The organism is Streptomyces sp. NPDC008092 (assembly GCF_042957285.1).
Classification (GTDB): Bacteria; Actinomycetota; Actinomycetes; order Streptomycetales; family Streptomycetaceae; genus Streptomyces.
Genome location: NZ_JBIBHY010000003.1, coordinates 288901 through 304243, shown reverse-complemented (window position 1 = coordinate 304243; position 15343 = coordinate 288901). Strand labels below are relative to the sequence as shown.

The window sequence follows — 15343 nt, the reverse complement described above, 5'->3', positions numbered from 1 at the left end:
AAAAGGGGCCCGTACGACCGGAGTCGTACGGGCCCCTTCAGACCTGCCTGGTCAGCCCTCGCGGGCCGAGATCACTTGTTGATCTTGGTGACCTGGCCGGCGCCGACCGTGCGGCCACCCTCGCGGATGGCGAACTTCAGGCCCTCTTCCATGGCGATGGGCTGGATGAGCTCCACCTTCATCTCGGTGTTGTCACCCGGCATGACCATCTCGGTGCCCTCGGGGAGGGTCACGACGCCGGTCACGTCCGTCGTACGGAAGTAGAACTGCGGACGGTAGTTGTTGAAGAACGGCGTGTGGCGGCCACCCTCGTCCTTGGACAGGATGTAGGCCTGGGCCTCGAACTCGGTGTGCGGGGTGACCGAGCCCGGCTTGATGATGACCTGGCCGCGCTCGACGTCCTCGCGCTTGATGCCACGGAGGAGCAGACCGACGTTCTCACCGGCCTGGCCCTCGTCGAGCAGCTTGCGGAACATCTCGATGCCGGTGACCGTGGTGGTGGTCTTCTCGGTCTTGATGCCGATGATGTCGACGGTCTCGTTGACCTTGAGGACACCACGCTCGATACGACCGGTGACGACGGTGCCACGACCGGTGATCGTGAAGACGTCCTCGATCGGCATCAGGAACGGCTTGTCGACGTCACGCTCGGGCTGCGGGATGGCCTCGTCGACGGCGGTCATGAGGTCGAGCACGGACTGGGTCCACTCGGGGTCGCCCTCGAGCGCCTTCAGCGCGGAGACCTTGACGACCGGCAGGTCGTCGCCCGGGAACTCGTACTCGGACAGGAGCTCACGGACCTCAAGCTCGACGAGCTCCATGATCTCTTCGTCGTCCACCATGTCGGCCTTGTTCAGGGCGACGACGATGTACGGAACGCCGACCTGGCGGGCCAGGAGCACGTGCTCCTTGGTCTGCGGCATCGGGCCGTCGGTGGCGGCCACGACCAGGATCGCGCCGTCCATCTGCGCGGCACCCGTGATCATGTTCTTGATGTAGTCCGCGTGACCGGGGCAGTCGACGTGCGCGTAGTGACGGGTCTCCGTCTGGTACTCGACGTGCGCGATGGAGATGGTGATACCGCGCTGACGCTCCTCGGGCGCCTTGTCGATGTTGTCGAACGCGGTCGCCTCGTTCAGGTCCGGGTACGCGTCGTGCAGCACCTTGGTAATGGCGGCCGTGAGGGTCGTCTTACCGTGGTCGATGTGACCGATGGTGCCGATGTTGACGTGCGGCTTAGTCCGCTCGAACTTCGCCTTCGCCACTGGGGTCCTCCTGTGGAGTGGTTCTGTACGCCTTGATTCGATCGGCGCCAGGTGATCTTTGCTGTTGGGTCCCGGGCCCCGGGTCGTTCCGCCACGAATGCGGAGGAACGACCCGTGAGGCTCCGGGGTCAAGCCTAAGGCGTCTGTGCGCGCCGCGTGGAACGCGGTACCTACTCGCCCTTGGCCTTCGCGATGATCTCCTCGGCGACGTTCCGCGGAACCTCGGCGTAGGAGTCGAACTGCATCGAGTAGCTTGCGCGACCCGACGTCTTGCTGCGGAGGTCTCCGACGTAACCGAACATCTCCGAGAGGGGCACGAGGCCCTTCACGACGCGGGCACCGGACCGCTCCTCCATGGCCTGGATCTGGCCACGGCGGGAGTTGATGTCGCCGATGACGTCACCCATGTAGTCCTCGGGCGTGACGACCTCGACGGCCATCATCGGTTCGAGGAGCACGGGGGACGCCTTGCGCGCGGCCTCCTTGAAGGCCTGCGAACCGGCGATCTTGAACGCGAGCTCGGAGGAGTCGACCTCGTGGTAGGCACCGTCGAGAAGGGTGACGCGGACGCCCGTCATCTCGTAGCCGGCGAGGATGCCGAACTGCATGGCCTCCTGCGCACCGGCGTCCACCGAAGGGATGTACTCCTTCGGGATGCGGCCACCGGTCACCTTGTTCACGAACTCGTACGAGGCGTCGCCGCTCTCGATGGGCTCGATCGCGATCTGCACCTTGGCGAACTGACCGGTACCACCGGTCTGCTTCTTGTGGGTGTAGTCCACGCGCTCGACGGCCTTGCGGATCGTCTCGCGGTAGGCGACCTGCGGCTTGCCGACGTTGGCCTCGACCCTGAACTCACGGCGCATACGGTCGACCAGCACCTCAAGGTGCAGCTCGCCCATGCCACCGATGATGGTCTGGCCGGTCTCCTCGTCCGAGTGGACCTGGAAGGACGGGTCCTCCTCGGCCAGGCGCTGGATCGCGACGCCCAGCTTCTCCTGGTCGCCCTTCGACTTGGGCTCGATGGCGACCTGGATGACCGGGGCCGGGAAGTCCATGGACTCCAGGATCACCGGCTGCTTGTCGTCGCACAGCGTCTCACCGGTCGTGGTCTGCTTCAGACCCATGACGGCGATGATGTCGCCGGCGCCCACCGACTCGATCTCCTCACGCTTGTTCGCGTGCATGCGGTAGATCTTGCCGATGCGCTCCTTCTTGCCCTTGACGGAGTTCAGCACGGCGGTGCCGGACTCCAGGCGGCCCGAGTAGACCCGGACGAAGGTGAGCTTGCCGAGGTGCGGGTCGCTCATGATCTTGAACGCCAGCGCGGACAGCGGCTCGTCGTCGGACGGCTTGCGCTTGACGACCTCCTCCGGGTTGTTGACGGCGTGGCCCTCGATGGCCTCGACGTCAAGCGGGGAGGGGAGGTAGCGCACGACCGCGTCGAGCAGGGGCTGAACGCCCTTGTTCTTGAACGCGGTACCGCAGAACACCGGGGTGACCGTGATGTCCTTGGACTTGCCGGACGCGATGGTGATACGACGGATCGCGGCGTACAGCTGCTCCTCGGAGGGCTCCTCGCCCTCCAGGTACAGCTCCATGATCTCTTCGTCGTTCTCGGCCACGGCCTCCAGAAGCTTGCCGCGGTACTCCTCGGCAGCCTCGGTGTGGGTGGCCGGGATGTCGACGACGTCGTACATCTCGCCCTTGGTGGCTTCGGCGGACCAGACGAGCGCCTTCATGCGGACGAGGTCCACGACGCCCTGGAAGTCGGCCTCGGCACCGATCGGGAGCTGCATGACGATCGGCTGCGCGCCCAGACGGTCCTTGATCATGTCCACGCAGCGGTGGAACTCGGCACCGGTCCGGTCGAGCTTGTTGACGAAGCAGATGCGCGGAACGCCGTAGCGGTCCGCCTGACGCCACACCGTCTCGGACTGCGGCTCGACACCGGCGACGCCGTCGAACACCGTCACGGCACCGTCGAGCACGCGCAGCGAACGCTCCACCTCGACGGTGAAGTCGACGTGGCCCGGGGTGTCGATGATGTTGATGGTGTGGTCGACGTCTTCCAGCGGCCAGTGACAGGTGGTGGCAGCAGAGGTGATCGTGATGCCACGCTCCTGCTCCTGCTCCATCCAGTCCATGGTGGCAGCGCCGTCGTGGACCTCACCGATCTTGTACGACACACCGGTGTAGAACAGGATCCGCTCGGTGGTGGTCGTCTTGCCCGCGTCGATGTGGGCCATGATCCCGATGTTGCGGACCTTGGCCAGGTCAAGTGAAGTGGTAGCCATAAGGCTTCGGTCTTCTCTCGGTCTCGATGGGGGTAGCGACTACCAGCGGTAGTGCGCGAAGGCCTTGTTGGACTCGGCCATCTTGTGCGTGTCCTCGCGCTTCTTGACGGCCGCACCGAGGCCGTTCGAAGCGTCGAGAAGCTCGTTGAGCAGACGCTCGGTCATGGTCTTCTCGCGACGGGCGCGGGAGTAGCCGACGAGCCAGCGCAGCGCGAGGGTGTTGGCGCGACCGGGCTTGACCTCGATCGGAACCTGGTACGTCGCACCACCGACACGGCGGGACTTGACCTCAAGGGTCGGCTTGATGTTCTCCAGCGCGCGCTTCAGCGTGATGATCGGGTCGTTGCCCGTCTTCTCACGCAGACCCTCCATGGCGCCGTAGACGATGCGCTCGGCGGTGGAGCGCTTGCCGTTCAGCAGCACCTTGTTGATCAGGGAGGTCACCAGAGGGGAGCCGTAAACCGGGTCGATGATGACCGGGCGCTTCGGGGCGGGGCCCTTACGAGGCATTCTTACTTCTCCTTCTTGGCGCCGTAGCGGCTGCGGGCCTGCTTGCGGTTCTTGACACCCTGGGTGTCGAGCGAGCCACGGATGATCTTGTAGCGAACACCCGGCAGGTCCTTCACACGGCCGCCGCGCACGAGCACGATGGAGTGCTCCTGCAGGTTGTGTCCCTCACCCGGAATGTAAGCGGTGACCTCGATCCCGCTGGTCAGACGCACACGCGCGACCTTACGCAGGGCCGAGTTCGGCTTCTTCGGGGTGGTCGTGAACACACGCGTGCAGACGCCGCGACGCTGGGGCGAACCCTCGAGTGCGGGCGTCTTGTTCTTCTCGACCTTGTCCTGCCGGCCCTTACGGACCAGCTGCTGGATCGTAGGCACTACTTCTCCGGTTTCTGTGTGCCGAATGGTGAAGCTAACCTGGAACATCGCCGACCCACGCGGTCGGGTGTGTCGGATTCCGCGGACTCCTGCCGCAAGGCAGAAGGGGGCGCGGATCGCGGTGGCCGCTTCGTCACTCCGGTGCGGTTTGAAGGCACGCACGAGGGTCAGGGCACACCCCAGGCACAAGGTCTGAGCGTACCTAGCGCAATCACTCCGGTCAAAACAAAAGGACGGGGACCGGTTGCGGGGGCCGTGAGCTGCGGTTTTGAGGGCGGACTCCGATATACCACGCAGACGAACGACACGCGAACGGAGAGCGGCGCGAGCCGACGCCGATCGGATTCACAGTTGTGCGACGCTGATCAGATCTTCTGATCGCCGGTCGCCTTCAGTGCTCCTTCAGTGCTCCTTCAGTGCTCCTCAGTGCCCCTTCGGGGGCGCCGGGGACACCCCCAGCCGAAGGTTGGGGGGGGCAGGAACCGCGCGACCAGCCAGGACGGACCCGCAGCCGCCCGAAGGCCACTCGCGGCACTGCGAACGGCGCGCTTCTTTGGGGGGCAGCACACGCATGAGCGCAGCTCAGAGCAACACCGCGACCACCGCCGAGCCGGCGCCGCGGCCTCGTGCACTCCGCGTCCCCCCGGCCGCCCGCCCCTATCTCCCGCCCCTCGCCCTCTACGGCGCCGCCAAGCTCACCGGCCTCCTCGTCTTCGCCTGGCTGCTGACGTACGCCGGCGACTACCGCAGCAAGGACCCCCGCTTCGGCGGCGGTGCCCACTGGTGGGACGTCCTGTCCACCTGGGACGGCTGGTGGTACCTCCAGGTCGCGCAGAAGGGATACCACCCCGAGCCCCTCCGGCCCCTCGCCCCCGGCGGCCAGTTCAGCGCCGAGCAGAACTCGGTCGCGTTCTTCCCCCTGTACCCGGGTCTGGTCCGGGCCGTCTCGGAAGTCACCGGCCTCGGCCTGTACGGGGCGGCGATCCTCGTCTCGGTGGTGTGCTCGTTCGTCGCGGCGGCCGGCATCTACGCGGTGGTCTCGGTGCTCGCCGGGGCCCGGGCCGGCACCCTCGCGGCCGGCCTGTGGGCCGTGGCCCCCGCCGCCGGCGTCGAGTGGGCGGTCTACACGGAGTCCCTGTTCGTGGCGATCGCCGCGTGGACCTGCCACGCGGTGATGAAGCGCCGCTGGGTGACCGCGGGCCTGCTCGCCTTCCTGTCCGGCCTGAGCCGGCCCACGGCAGCCGTGCTGATCGGCGCGGTCGGCCTGGCCGCCCTAGTGACGCTGGTACGCCGGGACAGCCGGCGCGAGCAGGGCGTCGCGGCCCCGCTGTACGCGGCGGTCGCCGCGCCCCTCGGCCTGCTCACCTACATCGCCTGGGTCGGCTGGTCGATGGGGGATCCGGGCGCCTACTTCTCTCTCCAGCGCCAGGCCTGGGCGCACTACTTCGACTTCGGCGCCTACACCCTGGACGTGCTGCGGAACGTGGCCGTGGGGCACGGCGACTACCTCTTCGCCTACTCGGTCCCCGACCTCATCGCCGTGCAGGTGGTGGTGGCGCTGCCGTTCCTCGTCGCGCTCCTGCTGCGGAAGCGGCCGCCACTGGTGCTGACGGCGTACACCGTCGCCTCGATCGTGACGATCCTCGGCACCCAGCAGATGTTCGGCAACACCCCGCGCTATCTGCTGCCCGTCTTCCCGCTGCTGCTGGCGCCGGCGGCGGCGATGAGCCGGTTGCGGTGGCCGGCCCTCGTCGTGTTCTTCTCCACCGCCGCGGTGGCATCGGGGTGGTACGCGCACTACGTGATCTTCGAGTTGGGGATCCCCTAGGGACGCGAGGCGGGGCGCGCGGGGCTCGACGCGAGGGACGGGGGCGCGAGGGGCGGGGGCCGGGGTGGCCCCCGCCCGGGTCCGCTACGGGCGGCGGGCGGCCGCGCGTTCCGCCGCGAAGACGTCCTCCAGGCGGAAGAGCGCGGCCCGGCCCGCCTTGCCGGCGGCCGTGAGGTGGCCCAGCTGGACCCACTTGCGGATGGTCGCCGGGGCGACGCCGGCCTCCCGGGCGGCGAGCGGGCCGGGGATGAGCGTGGGCAGGCCCTGCTGCTTCATCGGTGGCCCCACTCCCCCTCGTCCCAGGTGTGCCGGTAGGCCGGGTCGTCGTGGCAGCCGCAGTCGGGGTCCGTGCACCGGCAGGCGGGGTTCACGCAGAGGACGGCGGCGCGGTCGGGGAAGGCGCGCAGGGAGACGGAGTCGCACCAGGGGCAGCGCCCGGAGACGCGGACGACGGTCTCGGTGTCGCCCAGGGCGCGGGCGCAGCGCCGGGCCATCCGGCGGGTCTCGTCCCGGACGTGGGCGGCGAGGACGGGGTCGGCGGCGATGCCGTCGAGGAGGCCGCCGATCCGGCGCAGCCGCTCGGGCACGGAGGCGCGGCGGACGCGGGGCAGCCCGAGCCGGTCGCGTACCGCCTCTTCCAGCTCCATGACCCCGTCGGTGATGTCGCGGATGGCGTCCGAGATGTGCAGCCGCAGCGGCGCGGCGCTGTGACCGGGGGCGAGGAGTCCGTGGGCCCGCTGGAGCAGCAGCGCCTCGGCGCGCTCCTCGCGGAGCCGGTCGGCGAGGTCCGCGGGGGGCGGGGCGGGCGTGGGCCGGCGGTCCGGGGTGGCGCCGCGGCCGGGAGCCAGCTCGACGGCCAGCTCGGGGAACTGCTGGAGGAGCAGGCCGATCCAGAGGGCGGCGTGGTCGGCGGGGCGGTCCTCGGCGAACGGGTGTGCAGGGGTGGAAGGCGGCTTTGCAGGGGTCGTACGACGGTCAGGCAACGGAGCCTCCGCGGCGCAGGGCGCCCTGGACGACCGGGCTCTGCATGGCCGGGAGGAGACGGGCGGGGATCTCGACGGGGCGACCGCGGCGCCACAGCCGGCCGCCGCAGACACCGTCGAACCAGTTGTCGGCGGGGGCGACGGCCTCCTCGCAGTCGCGCCGGACCGGGCAGCGGGCGCAGGCCCGCAGCGCGGGGGCGGCCTCCTGCACCTTCTTCGAGAAGACCACCCGGGGCGGAAGCCCGGCGCAGGCGGCCGCGGCCTGCCAGGCGGGTGGTGGGCATGAGCTGCCGATGACGGACATGGGGCCTCCCAAGGTGGCTCCGGTGGGGCTGGTGTGAGGCGAGCGCCGTCCAGACTTACAGATTGCGCGCGCGCTCGCAACAAATATGCCAGCGACCCTTTCGGAAGATCACGGAGGGATCGTGACCACTCGGACACCACCCGGACGCCACCCGGACACCATCCGGACCTCGCGCAGACCCCGCACAGACCCCGTGCGGACCTCATCCGGGCGCCAACCACCGCCAAATCCCCGCGTATTGCACAGACTTTCCGCAGTGCTTGCACGAGAGCACGTAATTCCGTGCGCGCAAGCAAGCTAAACTTGCTGCCCTCTAAAGGAAGCGAGCCCTCAGATGACCAGCCAGGATCTGGACGCGTTCGCCGCGTGGGTCGAAGACCTGATGCGCGACCGCGGGTACGACATCGACAGCCCGCGCGGCGGCGGCAAGTCGCGGATAGCGGACGAGGCGGGGGTCCACCGGGCCGCCGTGACCCGCCTGTTGCAGCGCCAGAGCATGCCGGACCTGGAGACCACGCGCCGGCTCGCCCGCGTGCTGGGCGTCCCGGTCCGCGAGATGCTCATCCGCTCCGGCCGCCTGACGGCCGAGGAACTGGCCGACCCGAACGACCACCTGGCCGCGCCCGCACCGAGCGCGGAGTTCGCCCGCCGGCCCACGCTGGAGGAGGTGGCCGACCTGCTGGGGGTGCCGGCCGACCGGCGGGAGATGTTCGTCCGCGTCGTGGAGCAGTTCCTGCCGAACGACGTGCACGACCAGAAGGACCCCCGCCCCCTGGCGGACGCGGCAACGACGACCGCGGACTGAGCTGCCCCCTCCATCGCCGGACGCGCCATCGAGGACGCCCGCGGGCCGACGGGTGTTCTCCACGGGGGTGGCGCAGCACGTCCCGCCCCGAAGAGGCCGAGCCGAATCCCGCGCCCTGCTTGCCGAACCCTTGCACGAGGGCCCGTACGACGGCTGCGGCGGCTACGAGGGCTACGAGGGCTACGAGGGCCAGGAACCACCACCACCCGGCCAGGCGCCGCCACCGCCACCCGGCACCCGGCACCCGGCCGCCCACGATGCGGCACCGCCGGCCGCACAGCAGCCGGTCCCTCCCCTCGGCCGAGCCGTCCGTACCGCACACCGGCCGGTCCGCTCACTCGTCCCGGCGTCGGCCGGAGGCCCGCTCCTCCAGCTCCTCCGCGAGGGCTCGCGCCTTGTCGGAGAGCCGGGCACCGGGGATGTCGGCGGGCTCCTGCTGATCTCGCTCCCCACCGCCGTCGGCCCGACGCCCCTTGTCCCGGACGCCGCCCGCAGCATCGCGCTTCAGCGGAGGCACGCTGGGCCGCCCGTTTCGCCGTACGACCGAACGCCGTTCGGCGGCGGCCCGCACCACGCGCTTCTCGCGCACCTCGCGCGCGGACAGCAGGGTGTCGGCTCCGGGCCCGGCATCCGTACGGTCGTCGGCGGTGTCGGCGTCAGCGATTCCGTCGAGGTCGGCGGCCGCGTGGCCGCCGCCGTCCCACGGCGCCCCGTCCGCGACGGACCGCTCCTGCTCCCCACGCTGCTCTACCCGCGTCAATTCGGACGGCGGCCGGAGGAACTGGACATAGGGCAGCGGAATGACCTCGCCCCCGTCCTCCCGCTCCCGCCCGCCCTCCGGCCGTCGAGCGCGCCGCGGCCGCCGCCCGGACCGGGCATCCTCCTGCCCCTGCACATAGGCGGCGGTGATCCGCTGCTCGTACGCCCGCCGCACGGCCGGAAGCCGCTCGTCGACCACATCGGCCCAGCCGGCGCTGTAGGCGGCCATCTCGCGCCGGTCGAGTTCCGCGCGCGGAAGGACCACCAGGTCCTGGGGCTCGTAATCGAGGCTCAGGACCAGCTCGGAGACACGAGCGATGAGATGTGGCAGGTCGGAGGCCTGTTCGAGCCAATCGATCACATGCCGATGCCGCGCGTTGCCTGCGTCCGCGTCCCCGTCCACCCCATAGGCCTTGCTCTCGTCCCTGCCCCGTCGCGCCCCCCGCGCGAGGACGGCCGCCCTGTGGCCGTCCACCGTCGCATGACAGGCCCTCAGGTCCGTTGCAAGGCCACACCGTTCACTTTCGATTCACCGACGGAAGGACGGCCGGATCCTACTCCACGGATCTGACACAAGATCCACTGGACTCCGACATCACCGCAGGTCCAGACCGGGCGACAACGGAGAGTGAAATAAGTCCACTTCGGCAAACACGGAGCGACACCACCGGATTACTCGTACACTAGTTCGAACAATCGCTCGAACGCGCCGGTGTGCGCACCCGTACCACCAGCCCAGCGGACAGACCGGAAAGCAGGCCGACATGGCGACTGGCACGAGCAACTTCCCGCACCAGCCGATCGACACCTACACCCGCCTCGCCCACCTCCTGCACTCCCCCGCGCCCGACCGCGAGGCACTGCTCGACCGGCTGTACGAGGAACTGCTCACCCGCGAGTCGATGGCCTACGCGGCCGGCTGGACGGACGCACTGACGGAGGCCCGCCACGGCCACCACTGACCCACAACCCGTAACTCGGCACTCGGCACTCACGCGAGGAACGCGCACCACGCCGCCCCCTCACCCCGCCTCACCTGCCGCCGCCGCGTCCGATACCACCTCGCCCGACCCCACCCACCGCCACAAGACCGCCCCGGCCAGCCACAGCCCCCCCCCTCCCGCCACCCTTCAACGGGTCGCCGCCGGCCGGCAGTCGAGGCATCCGCCCGGACCCCCGGCGGACGCCCGCCAGGCACCCCGCCACCCAACTTGTTGCGCGCGCGCTCGCAACGTGTCACAGTTGGTGCAGCGGCGGAGCTGTGCCCACGACGGGACAACGGCCCGCCGCACGCTCATGGGCAGCCCCACCGACACACCAGGTACCCCTCCGCGAAGGGAGGTCACCCCGTGGCCGATCCGACGGTCACCTTCCCCGATGTCGAACGCCTCGTCGTCGACTTCCTGACCGACCGCACCGAACTCGCCGCCGCCACCGTGGACAACGTCCCGCCGAGTGGATTCGACGGCACCCAGCAGGTCGTCCTGGTCTCCCGCGCCGGCGGGGCCTGGATCGACGACCAGCACCTGGACCAGCCGCTGGTGGACTTCGAGGTCTACGGCCCCGACAAGACCACCGCGCACACCCTGGCCCTGCTCGTCCGTTCCGCCGTCCTCACCCTGCGCGGCACCGCGTACGGCACCGCGCACGTCACGGACGTCGTCGAGGCCGACGGTCCGCGCTGGCTGCCGGACTGGAACCGCTCGGCGGCGAACCGCTACTACGCGACGGTGAGGCTGCACATCCGCCCCGCCTGATCCGCCGGTTCGAAGCCCTTTCCCTGCGGGCCCCCAACCGGCCCGCTCCCCCGAACAGGCCCCGCCGGCAAGACCGTACGGCGGGGCCTTCGCCATGCCCAGGCACGGCACAGCGTCGCAACGACGCAGCAACCAACCCACCGAGAAGGAGTTACGCATGGCAGGCAGCAACGCCAACGAGATCCGCGTCGCCGGTACCGGCCGCATCCTGGTCGCCCCGGTCGGCACGACCGCGCCGACCGATGTCAGCACCGCGTGGGCCGCCGGCTGGAAGGACCTCGGCTACACCTCCCAGGACGGCATCAAGCTGGCCAAGAAGGACAAGCTCGACCCGGTCGAGACCTGGCAGTCGGTCTCCCCGGCCCGGTTCATCTACTCGGACCGCGACCTGACCGTGAAGTTCCAGCTGCTCCAGCTGAACGAGGACACGCTGCCGTTCTTCATGGGCGGTGACGCGGTGGCCGAGACCGCCGCCAACTCCGGGATCTACAAGTACGACCTGTCGGCCGACCCGAAGTTCAACGAGAAGGCGCTCGGCATCGAGTTCTCCGACGGGACCGACGTCACGTACCGCTTCGTCGTCGCCCGGGGCCAGGTCACCGAGACCGAGGAGCTGTCGCTGACCCGCACCGCCTCCATCAAGCTCGGCGTCACCTTCACCGCGCTGGCGGTCGACAACACCAAGCCGCTGGCGACCTTCCTGATGAAGGACCCGGCGTACTCGACCGTCTCCTGACCGGTCCCCTCCCCGGCGGGCGGGCCGGGGCCTCCCCACCCCGGCCCGCCCGCGCCGACCACCTTCCTCTGTACAGGAGTCGACGCATGTCCTTCGACGTCAGCGCCGCCCGTGCCCAGCGCCAGGAGGCGCTCGGCCGGACCTGGTCCTTCACCATCGACGGCGACACCTTCACCCTCCCGACCGAACTCACCCGCAGGACGGCCCGCGCCCTGCGGGAACTCGACGACAACGACGTGGACGGCCTGCTGCAGGTGCTGCTGGGCGACGCCCAGTTCACCCGCTTCGACCGTCTCGACGTCACCATGCAGGACATCGCCGCCATCCTGGAGGCGTACGGCAAGGAGACCGGGCTCGGCCTGGGGGAAGGCTGAGCCTCGGCGAGTTCGTCGACGAGCACGCCGAGGCGCTGGAGGCGGACCTGCTCCGCCACTACGGCATGGACCTGCTCGACTGGCACCGCGGCCGGCTCTCCTCCCGCCGGCTCGCGGTACTGGTCAGGTATCTGCCCCGCGACAGCGCGACCCTGCGCGAAGTGCACGGGGAGGCGGCCGACTGGTCGGTCACGGACCATCTGCTCGCCGCCGCCGTCGACCAACTCACCGAGGCGAACTGGATGTTCGCCACCGTCAACCGGGACGAGGACGCGGAGCCGCTGGAGTACCCGAGGCCGGTCCCGCGGCCGGGCTCCGGGCAGGCCGCTCCGGAACCCGGCCCCGAGGCCGCCGCCACCGAGGTCCACAACCCCGGCCCCGCCGAACTGGCCCGGTTCTTCAACTGACCGCCGGTATCCCGGCATCCCCAGCACAGGAGTGATGCGCCATGACCCTCACCACCCCGCTCGGCAAACTCCCGTACCCGCAGCCCACCGACGTCGCGAACCTCCCCCTCCACCTCCAGTCCCTCGCCGAGGGCATCGACAGCCGGACGATCCTGCGCTACTCGACGGCCGCCGACCGGGACACGACCGTCACGACTCCGGTGGCCGGAATGGTCGCCTGGCTGACCACGCCCGGCACCCTCAGCTACTACACGGGCTCGGCGTGGATCGCGCTCGGCGCCTGGAACGCCTACACCCCGACCTGGACGGCCACCACCACCAACCCGTCCATCGGCGACGGCACGCTGACCGGCAGGTACGCGGTGGTCGGCAAGGTCTGCCACTTCACCACGCTGGTCACCTTCGGCGCGGCGACGACCTACGGCAGCGGCAACTACAGCTTCGGCCTTCCGGTCACGGCCGGCGCGCTGGGCGGGCTTCCGCAGTTCCAGGGAGTGGCGGCGGTCGCCGGAGGCCGCGCCCTGATCTCGTGCCAGCCCGGAGCGACCACCGGCGCGACCGCGTACACCATCTGGGGCCCGGCCTCCGCGTCCAGCTCCACCGCCACCCAGCTCGGCAGCGGCGGCGTGCTCGGCACGACCTACGTGAGCGGCAACGTCATCCGGATCGGCGGTACGTACGAAGTGGCCTGAACCGGCTCCGCTTTCCCCTCCCGTACACAGGTGCGTGGAGTACCCTGCTACGGCTATCGCTCACATGTTCGAGTCATGGTTTCCGGAGATTCGGGCGGTGCAGAGGAATGGGGGCCTCATGGCGAGGGACGACAGCACGGCACAGGACGACACCGCGGCGACCGCGGAGCTGCGGCAGGCCGTGGCCGCCCACTTCAAGGGCCGCCCTCTGCCACCGGACCTCGTGATCACCACCCGTACCGAAGTCGAACAGCGGGAGTTCAAGGCATACGGCGCGGGCTGGCGGGACCGCGGCGAACACGACGAGCGCCGCAGGGCGGAGGCGGCGCGGGCAAAAACGCGCCGTCCTCCCTCGCCCGTCGACGCCACGGTCCTCGCATTTCCTCCTCAGCACTCCGGACCATCGGCCGCCCGCCCGCACCCGGACGACGAACGGCACTGACCCGGCGGCTACTCCACCTCCGCCCGGCGTGACCTGCACCGGCGCGCGAAGGGTTTCAGGACACCGCGGAAGAAGAAATGGTCAGGTGTGTCCCTGAGTTGCTCCCACCCGGTGCAGACATGGACGTTCCTGATGTGCGGCGCCTCGCCGGGCAGCCTTTCGAGAAGCGTCTGCACGGTGTTGCCGGGGCTGTCTTCTCCGAGGAATTGCCAGAACACATTGTCGTCCGCCGCCTCGTGCAGCCGGTCGCCCGAAGTCGGCCCGTCGCTGCGCGCGGCCCACAGATAGAAGAGCACCAAGGTGGGGACACCGCCCCGGGGGACGCTCCGCGCGATGTCGCGGACCGCCGCGGCCACGTCCTCGCCATCCTGGTCGAGACCATACGTGTCCGCCTGTTGGGCGAGCAGGTTGCCCGGAGCCGCGTCCTGAGTGAAGAGGGGCTCTTTCGGCAGCAACGCCCAGTCCTCGATCCAGCCTGAAGCCTCCGCCGGCCGGAGGGGCGGCAGCCGGTGCGCCTGCGAGTTGTAGACCCAGGCATCCACCTCCGAGGTATCGGCCACAATCGCCCCCAGGACGGCGGCCCGACGCGCCATATCGGCCACCTTTCCGTTCTCCAGGGGATAGCGGGCACCCCCGGGAAAGGCGAACACCACGCGGGCCGATTTCCGACGCACACCTCCGCGCCAGGCCGCCAAAACCACGGAAAAACGCCCTTCACGGCTACTTTCGTTTGCGGAAGATACCCCGACCACCCTTTTCCTCGTCCGGTGCCGGAGGTTCGACATACTCCTCCGTATGGATGAGTTCTGCCACGGTGACGCGAAATCTCATATTTCGCCAACCGTCGTGCGTCAAGACGGTCATGAACGAGTCCGCGCCGATACGGAAAGTGGTTCGCGGCCCCTTGAACGCCCGGAAGGGGTCATACTCCTTCGCGACCTCCAGCGCCTTTTCCCTGGCACGCTCCGCATTCCCCTCCACATGCAGGACACGGGAAAGACGGAATTCGTCACCCATCGCCTCTTCTTCGACGAGGACATACCAGGACGTTTCATCGGACATCATGAATTCCCATCATCCGTCTCACGGCTGACCAAGGAGGTCAAATGGCCAACGAGGGCGATATCGTCGATGCTATCACCTGGATCAGCAAGAACGACTGGGAAAGAGCGAAGGAGAAGGCTTACACCTTCTCCAGCTCGATAACTGCCATCAAGTACGACATGACACTTCTCAAGGCCGAACTCGCCGGTGTCGCCGCCTTTTCCGCGGGAGCGGGCCTGGTCAAGCTCGACTACACCTTCCTGAAAGTCGACGAGAAGGGCATCTCCTGGCGCGGCCGGCAGATCTACGCGACCAAGTTCGCGGACGAGGTCAAGCACCACCAGACACAGCTCGACCGAAAACAGCTCGAATTCGCAAAGAAGATAGGCGCCCTCGAGACGGCGCAGGCCACGAAAGAAAGAACGAAGACCGATCTCGCCGCGGCGAACGCACGACTGGAATCAGCCAGAACAAGCAGTCGCCGCGCGAATTCCACATCGGCTGACTTCACCGAGCTGGCCCAGAGTGCGGAAGCCCACCGAGACGCGCAGCGGGCGTACGACCGCGCCGAAGCCGAAGTCAATGCACTGCATGAAAAGGTAACCGACCTCAAAAGGAAAGCAACCAGAATTGAAGAGGATGTGAAGAAGGTAAAGCCACAGGCGATCTTCGACGAGGCGACAAGGGCCCTGGAAAGGTTCGAGGAAGCCCTGCAAGGCGCTGTCACCCAAACATGACCACCCCCTGTTCCCCTGACGAACCGGAG

The 15343-nt window shown here is 69.0% G+C and carries 20 protein-coding genes; 10 read left to right on the top strand and 10 right to left on the bottom strand.

Features of this window, described 5'->3' with window-relative positions; translation table 11 throughout:
* Positions 1–71: 71 nt before the first annotated feature.
* The 4 genes from tuf to rpsL form a co-directional block, all read right to left on the bottom strand.
* Positions 72–1265, bottom strand: a complete 1194-nt coding sequence (gene tuf, locus ACFZB3_RS10610; protein WP_362601054.1) for an elongation factor Tu — start codon at positions 1263–1265, stop codon at positions 72–74.
* A 170-nt stretch (positions 1266–1435) separates the two neighbouring features.
* Entirely contained in the window at positions 1436–3562 is a 2127-nt protein-coding gene (gene fusA, locus ACFZB3_RS10605) for an elongation factor G (RefSeq protein ID WP_391372836.1), read from the bottom strand.
* Between the two features lie 39 nt (positions 3563–3601).
* On the bottom strand, positions 3602–4072 hold the full coding sequence (gene rpsG / locus ACFZB3_RS10600) for a 30S ribosomal protein S7 (protein ID WP_003992340.1): 471 nt from the start codon (positions 4070–4072) through the stop codon (positions 3602–3604).
* Between the two features lie 2 nt (positions 4073–4074).
* Complete coding sequence (gene rpsL, locus ACFZB3_RS10595) at positions 4075–4446, bottom strand: 30S ribosomal protein S12 (protein ID WP_003948652.1); 372 nt, start codon at positions 4444–4446, stop codon at positions 4075–4077.
* Between the two features lie 571 nt (positions 4447–5017).
* Here rpsL and ACFZB3_RS10590 point away from each other — a divergent pair.
* Positions 5018–6274, top strand: a complete 1257-nt coding sequence (locus ACFZB3_RS10590; RefSeq protein WP_391372833.1) for a glycosyltransferase family 39 protein — start codon at positions 5018–5020, stop codon at positions 6272–6274.
* A gap of 84 nt (positions 6275–6358) precedes the next feature.
* On the opposite strand, the gene ACFZB3_RS10585 is transcribed toward ACFZB3_RS10590, so the two are convergent.
* Genes ACFZB3_RS10585 through ACFZB3_RS10575 form a run of 3 tightly spaced genes read right to left on the bottom strand, consistent with a single transcriptional unit; the run spans position 6359 to position 7561 of the window.
* Positions 6359–6550 (bottom strand): hypothetical protein, encoded by a 192-nt coding sequence (locus ACFZB3_RS10585; protein WP_391372830.1) that lies wholly within the window; start codon positions 6548–6550, stop codon positions 6359–6361.
* Positions 6547–7257, bottom strand: a complete 711-nt coding sequence (locus ACFZB3_RS10580) for a hypothetical protein (protein WP_391372827.1) — start codon at positions 7255–7257, stop codon at positions 6547–6549. Before ACFZB3_RS10580 ends, ACFZB3_RS10585 begins: the two co-directional genes overlap by 4 nt.
* Positions 7250–7561, bottom strand: coding sequence for a WhiB family transcriptional regulator (locus ACFZB3_RS10575; RefSeq protein WP_391372823.1), 312 nt, complete (start codon positions 7559–7561; stop codon positions 7250–7252). Before ACFZB3_RS10575 ends, ACFZB3_RS10580 begins: the two co-directional genes overlap by 8 nt.
* A 334-nt stretch (positions 7562–7895) precedes the next feature.
* Here ACFZB3_RS10575 and ACFZB3_RS10570 point away from each other — a divergent pair, with 334 nt between their 5' ends.
* Positions 7896–8366 (top strand): helix-turn-helix domain-containing protein, encoded by a 471-nt coding sequence (locus ACFZB3_RS10570; RefSeq protein ID WP_391372820.1) that lies wholly within the window; start codon positions 7896–7898, stop codon positions 8364–8366.
* A 334-nt stretch (positions 8367–8700) separates the two neighbouring features.
* Here ACFZB3_RS10570 and ACFZB3_RS10565 read toward each other — a convergent pair whose 3' ends face one another.
* The gene (locus ACFZB3_RS10565) at positions 8701–9486 is read right to left on the bottom strand and encodes a hypothetical protein (protein ID WP_391372817.1); all 786 of its coding nucleotides are present in this window, start codon (positions 9484–9486) and stop codon (positions 8701–8703) included.
* A 403-nt stretch (positions 9487–9889) separates the two neighbouring features.
* Here ACFZB3_RS10565 and ACFZB3_RS10560 point away from each other — a divergent pair, with 403 nt between their 5' ends.
* From ACFZB3_RS10560 to ACFZB3_RS10530, 7 genes are all read left to right on the top strand, one after another.
* Entirely contained in the window at positions 9890–10087 is a 198-nt protein-coding gene (locus ACFZB3_RS10560; RefSeq protein ID WP_391372814.1) for a hypothetical protein, read from the top strand.
* 387 nt (positions 10088–10474) lie between these two features.
* Complete coding sequence (locus ACFZB3_RS10555; protein ID WP_351709121.1) at positions 10475–10882, top strand: hypothetical protein; 408 nt, start codon at positions 10475–10477, stop codon at positions 10880–10882.
* Positions 10883–11039: 157 nt separating this feature from the next.
* Complete coding sequence (locus tag ACFZB3_RS10550) at positions 11040–11618, top strand: phage tail protein (RefSeq protein ID WP_391372811.1); 579 nt, start codon at positions 11040–11042, stop codon at positions 11616–11618.
* Between the two features lie 86 nt (positions 11619–11704).
* A complete protein-coding gene (locus tag ACFZB3_RS10545) occupies positions 11705–11992 on the top strand; it encodes a hypothetical protein (protein WP_391372809.1) in 288 nt (95 codons plus the stop codon).
* 65 nt (positions 11993–12057) lie between these two features.
* Positions 12058–12399 (top strand): hypothetical protein, encoded by a 342-nt coding sequence (locus ACFZB3_RS10540; protein WP_391372806.1) that lies wholly within the window; start codon positions 12058–12060, stop codon positions 12397–12399.
* 41 nt (positions 12400–12440) lie between these two features.
* Complete coding sequence (locus ACFZB3_RS10535) at positions 12441–13091, top strand: hypothetical protein (RefSeq protein ID WP_391372803.1); 651 nt, start codon at positions 12441–12443, stop codon at positions 13089–13091.
* 118 nt (positions 13092–13209) lie between these two features.
* Complete coding sequence (locus ACFZB3_RS10530; RefSeq protein WP_391372800.1) at positions 13210–13533, top strand: hypothetical protein; 324 nt, start codon at positions 13210–13212, stop codon at positions 13531–13533.
* 8 nt (positions 13534–13541) lie between these two features.
* Here the strand turns inward: ACFZB3_RS10530 and ACFZB3_RS10525 are convergent, their stop codons facing one another.
* Complete coding sequence (locus ACFZB3_RS10525) at positions 13542–14186, bottom strand: VWA domain-containing protein (RefSeq protein WP_391372798.1); 645 nt, start codon at positions 14184–14186, stop codon at positions 13542–13544.
* 67 nt (positions 14187–14253) lie between these two features.
* On the bottom strand, positions 14254–14598 hold the full coding sequence (locus tag ACFZB3_RS10520; protein WP_391372796.1) for a hypothetical protein: 345 nt from the start codon (positions 14596–14598) through the stop codon (positions 14254–14256).
* Positions 14599–14639: 41 nt separating this feature from the next.
* Here ACFZB3_RS10520 and ACFZB3_RS10515 point away from each other — a divergent pair, with 41 nt between their 5' ends.
* Positions 14640–15314: a hypothetical protein gene (locus ACFZB3_RS10515; protein WP_391372794.1), complete on the top strand. Its 675-nt coding sequence runs from the start codon at positions 14640–14642 to the stop codon at positions 15312–15314.
* Positions 15315–15343: the final 29 nt, after the last annotated feature.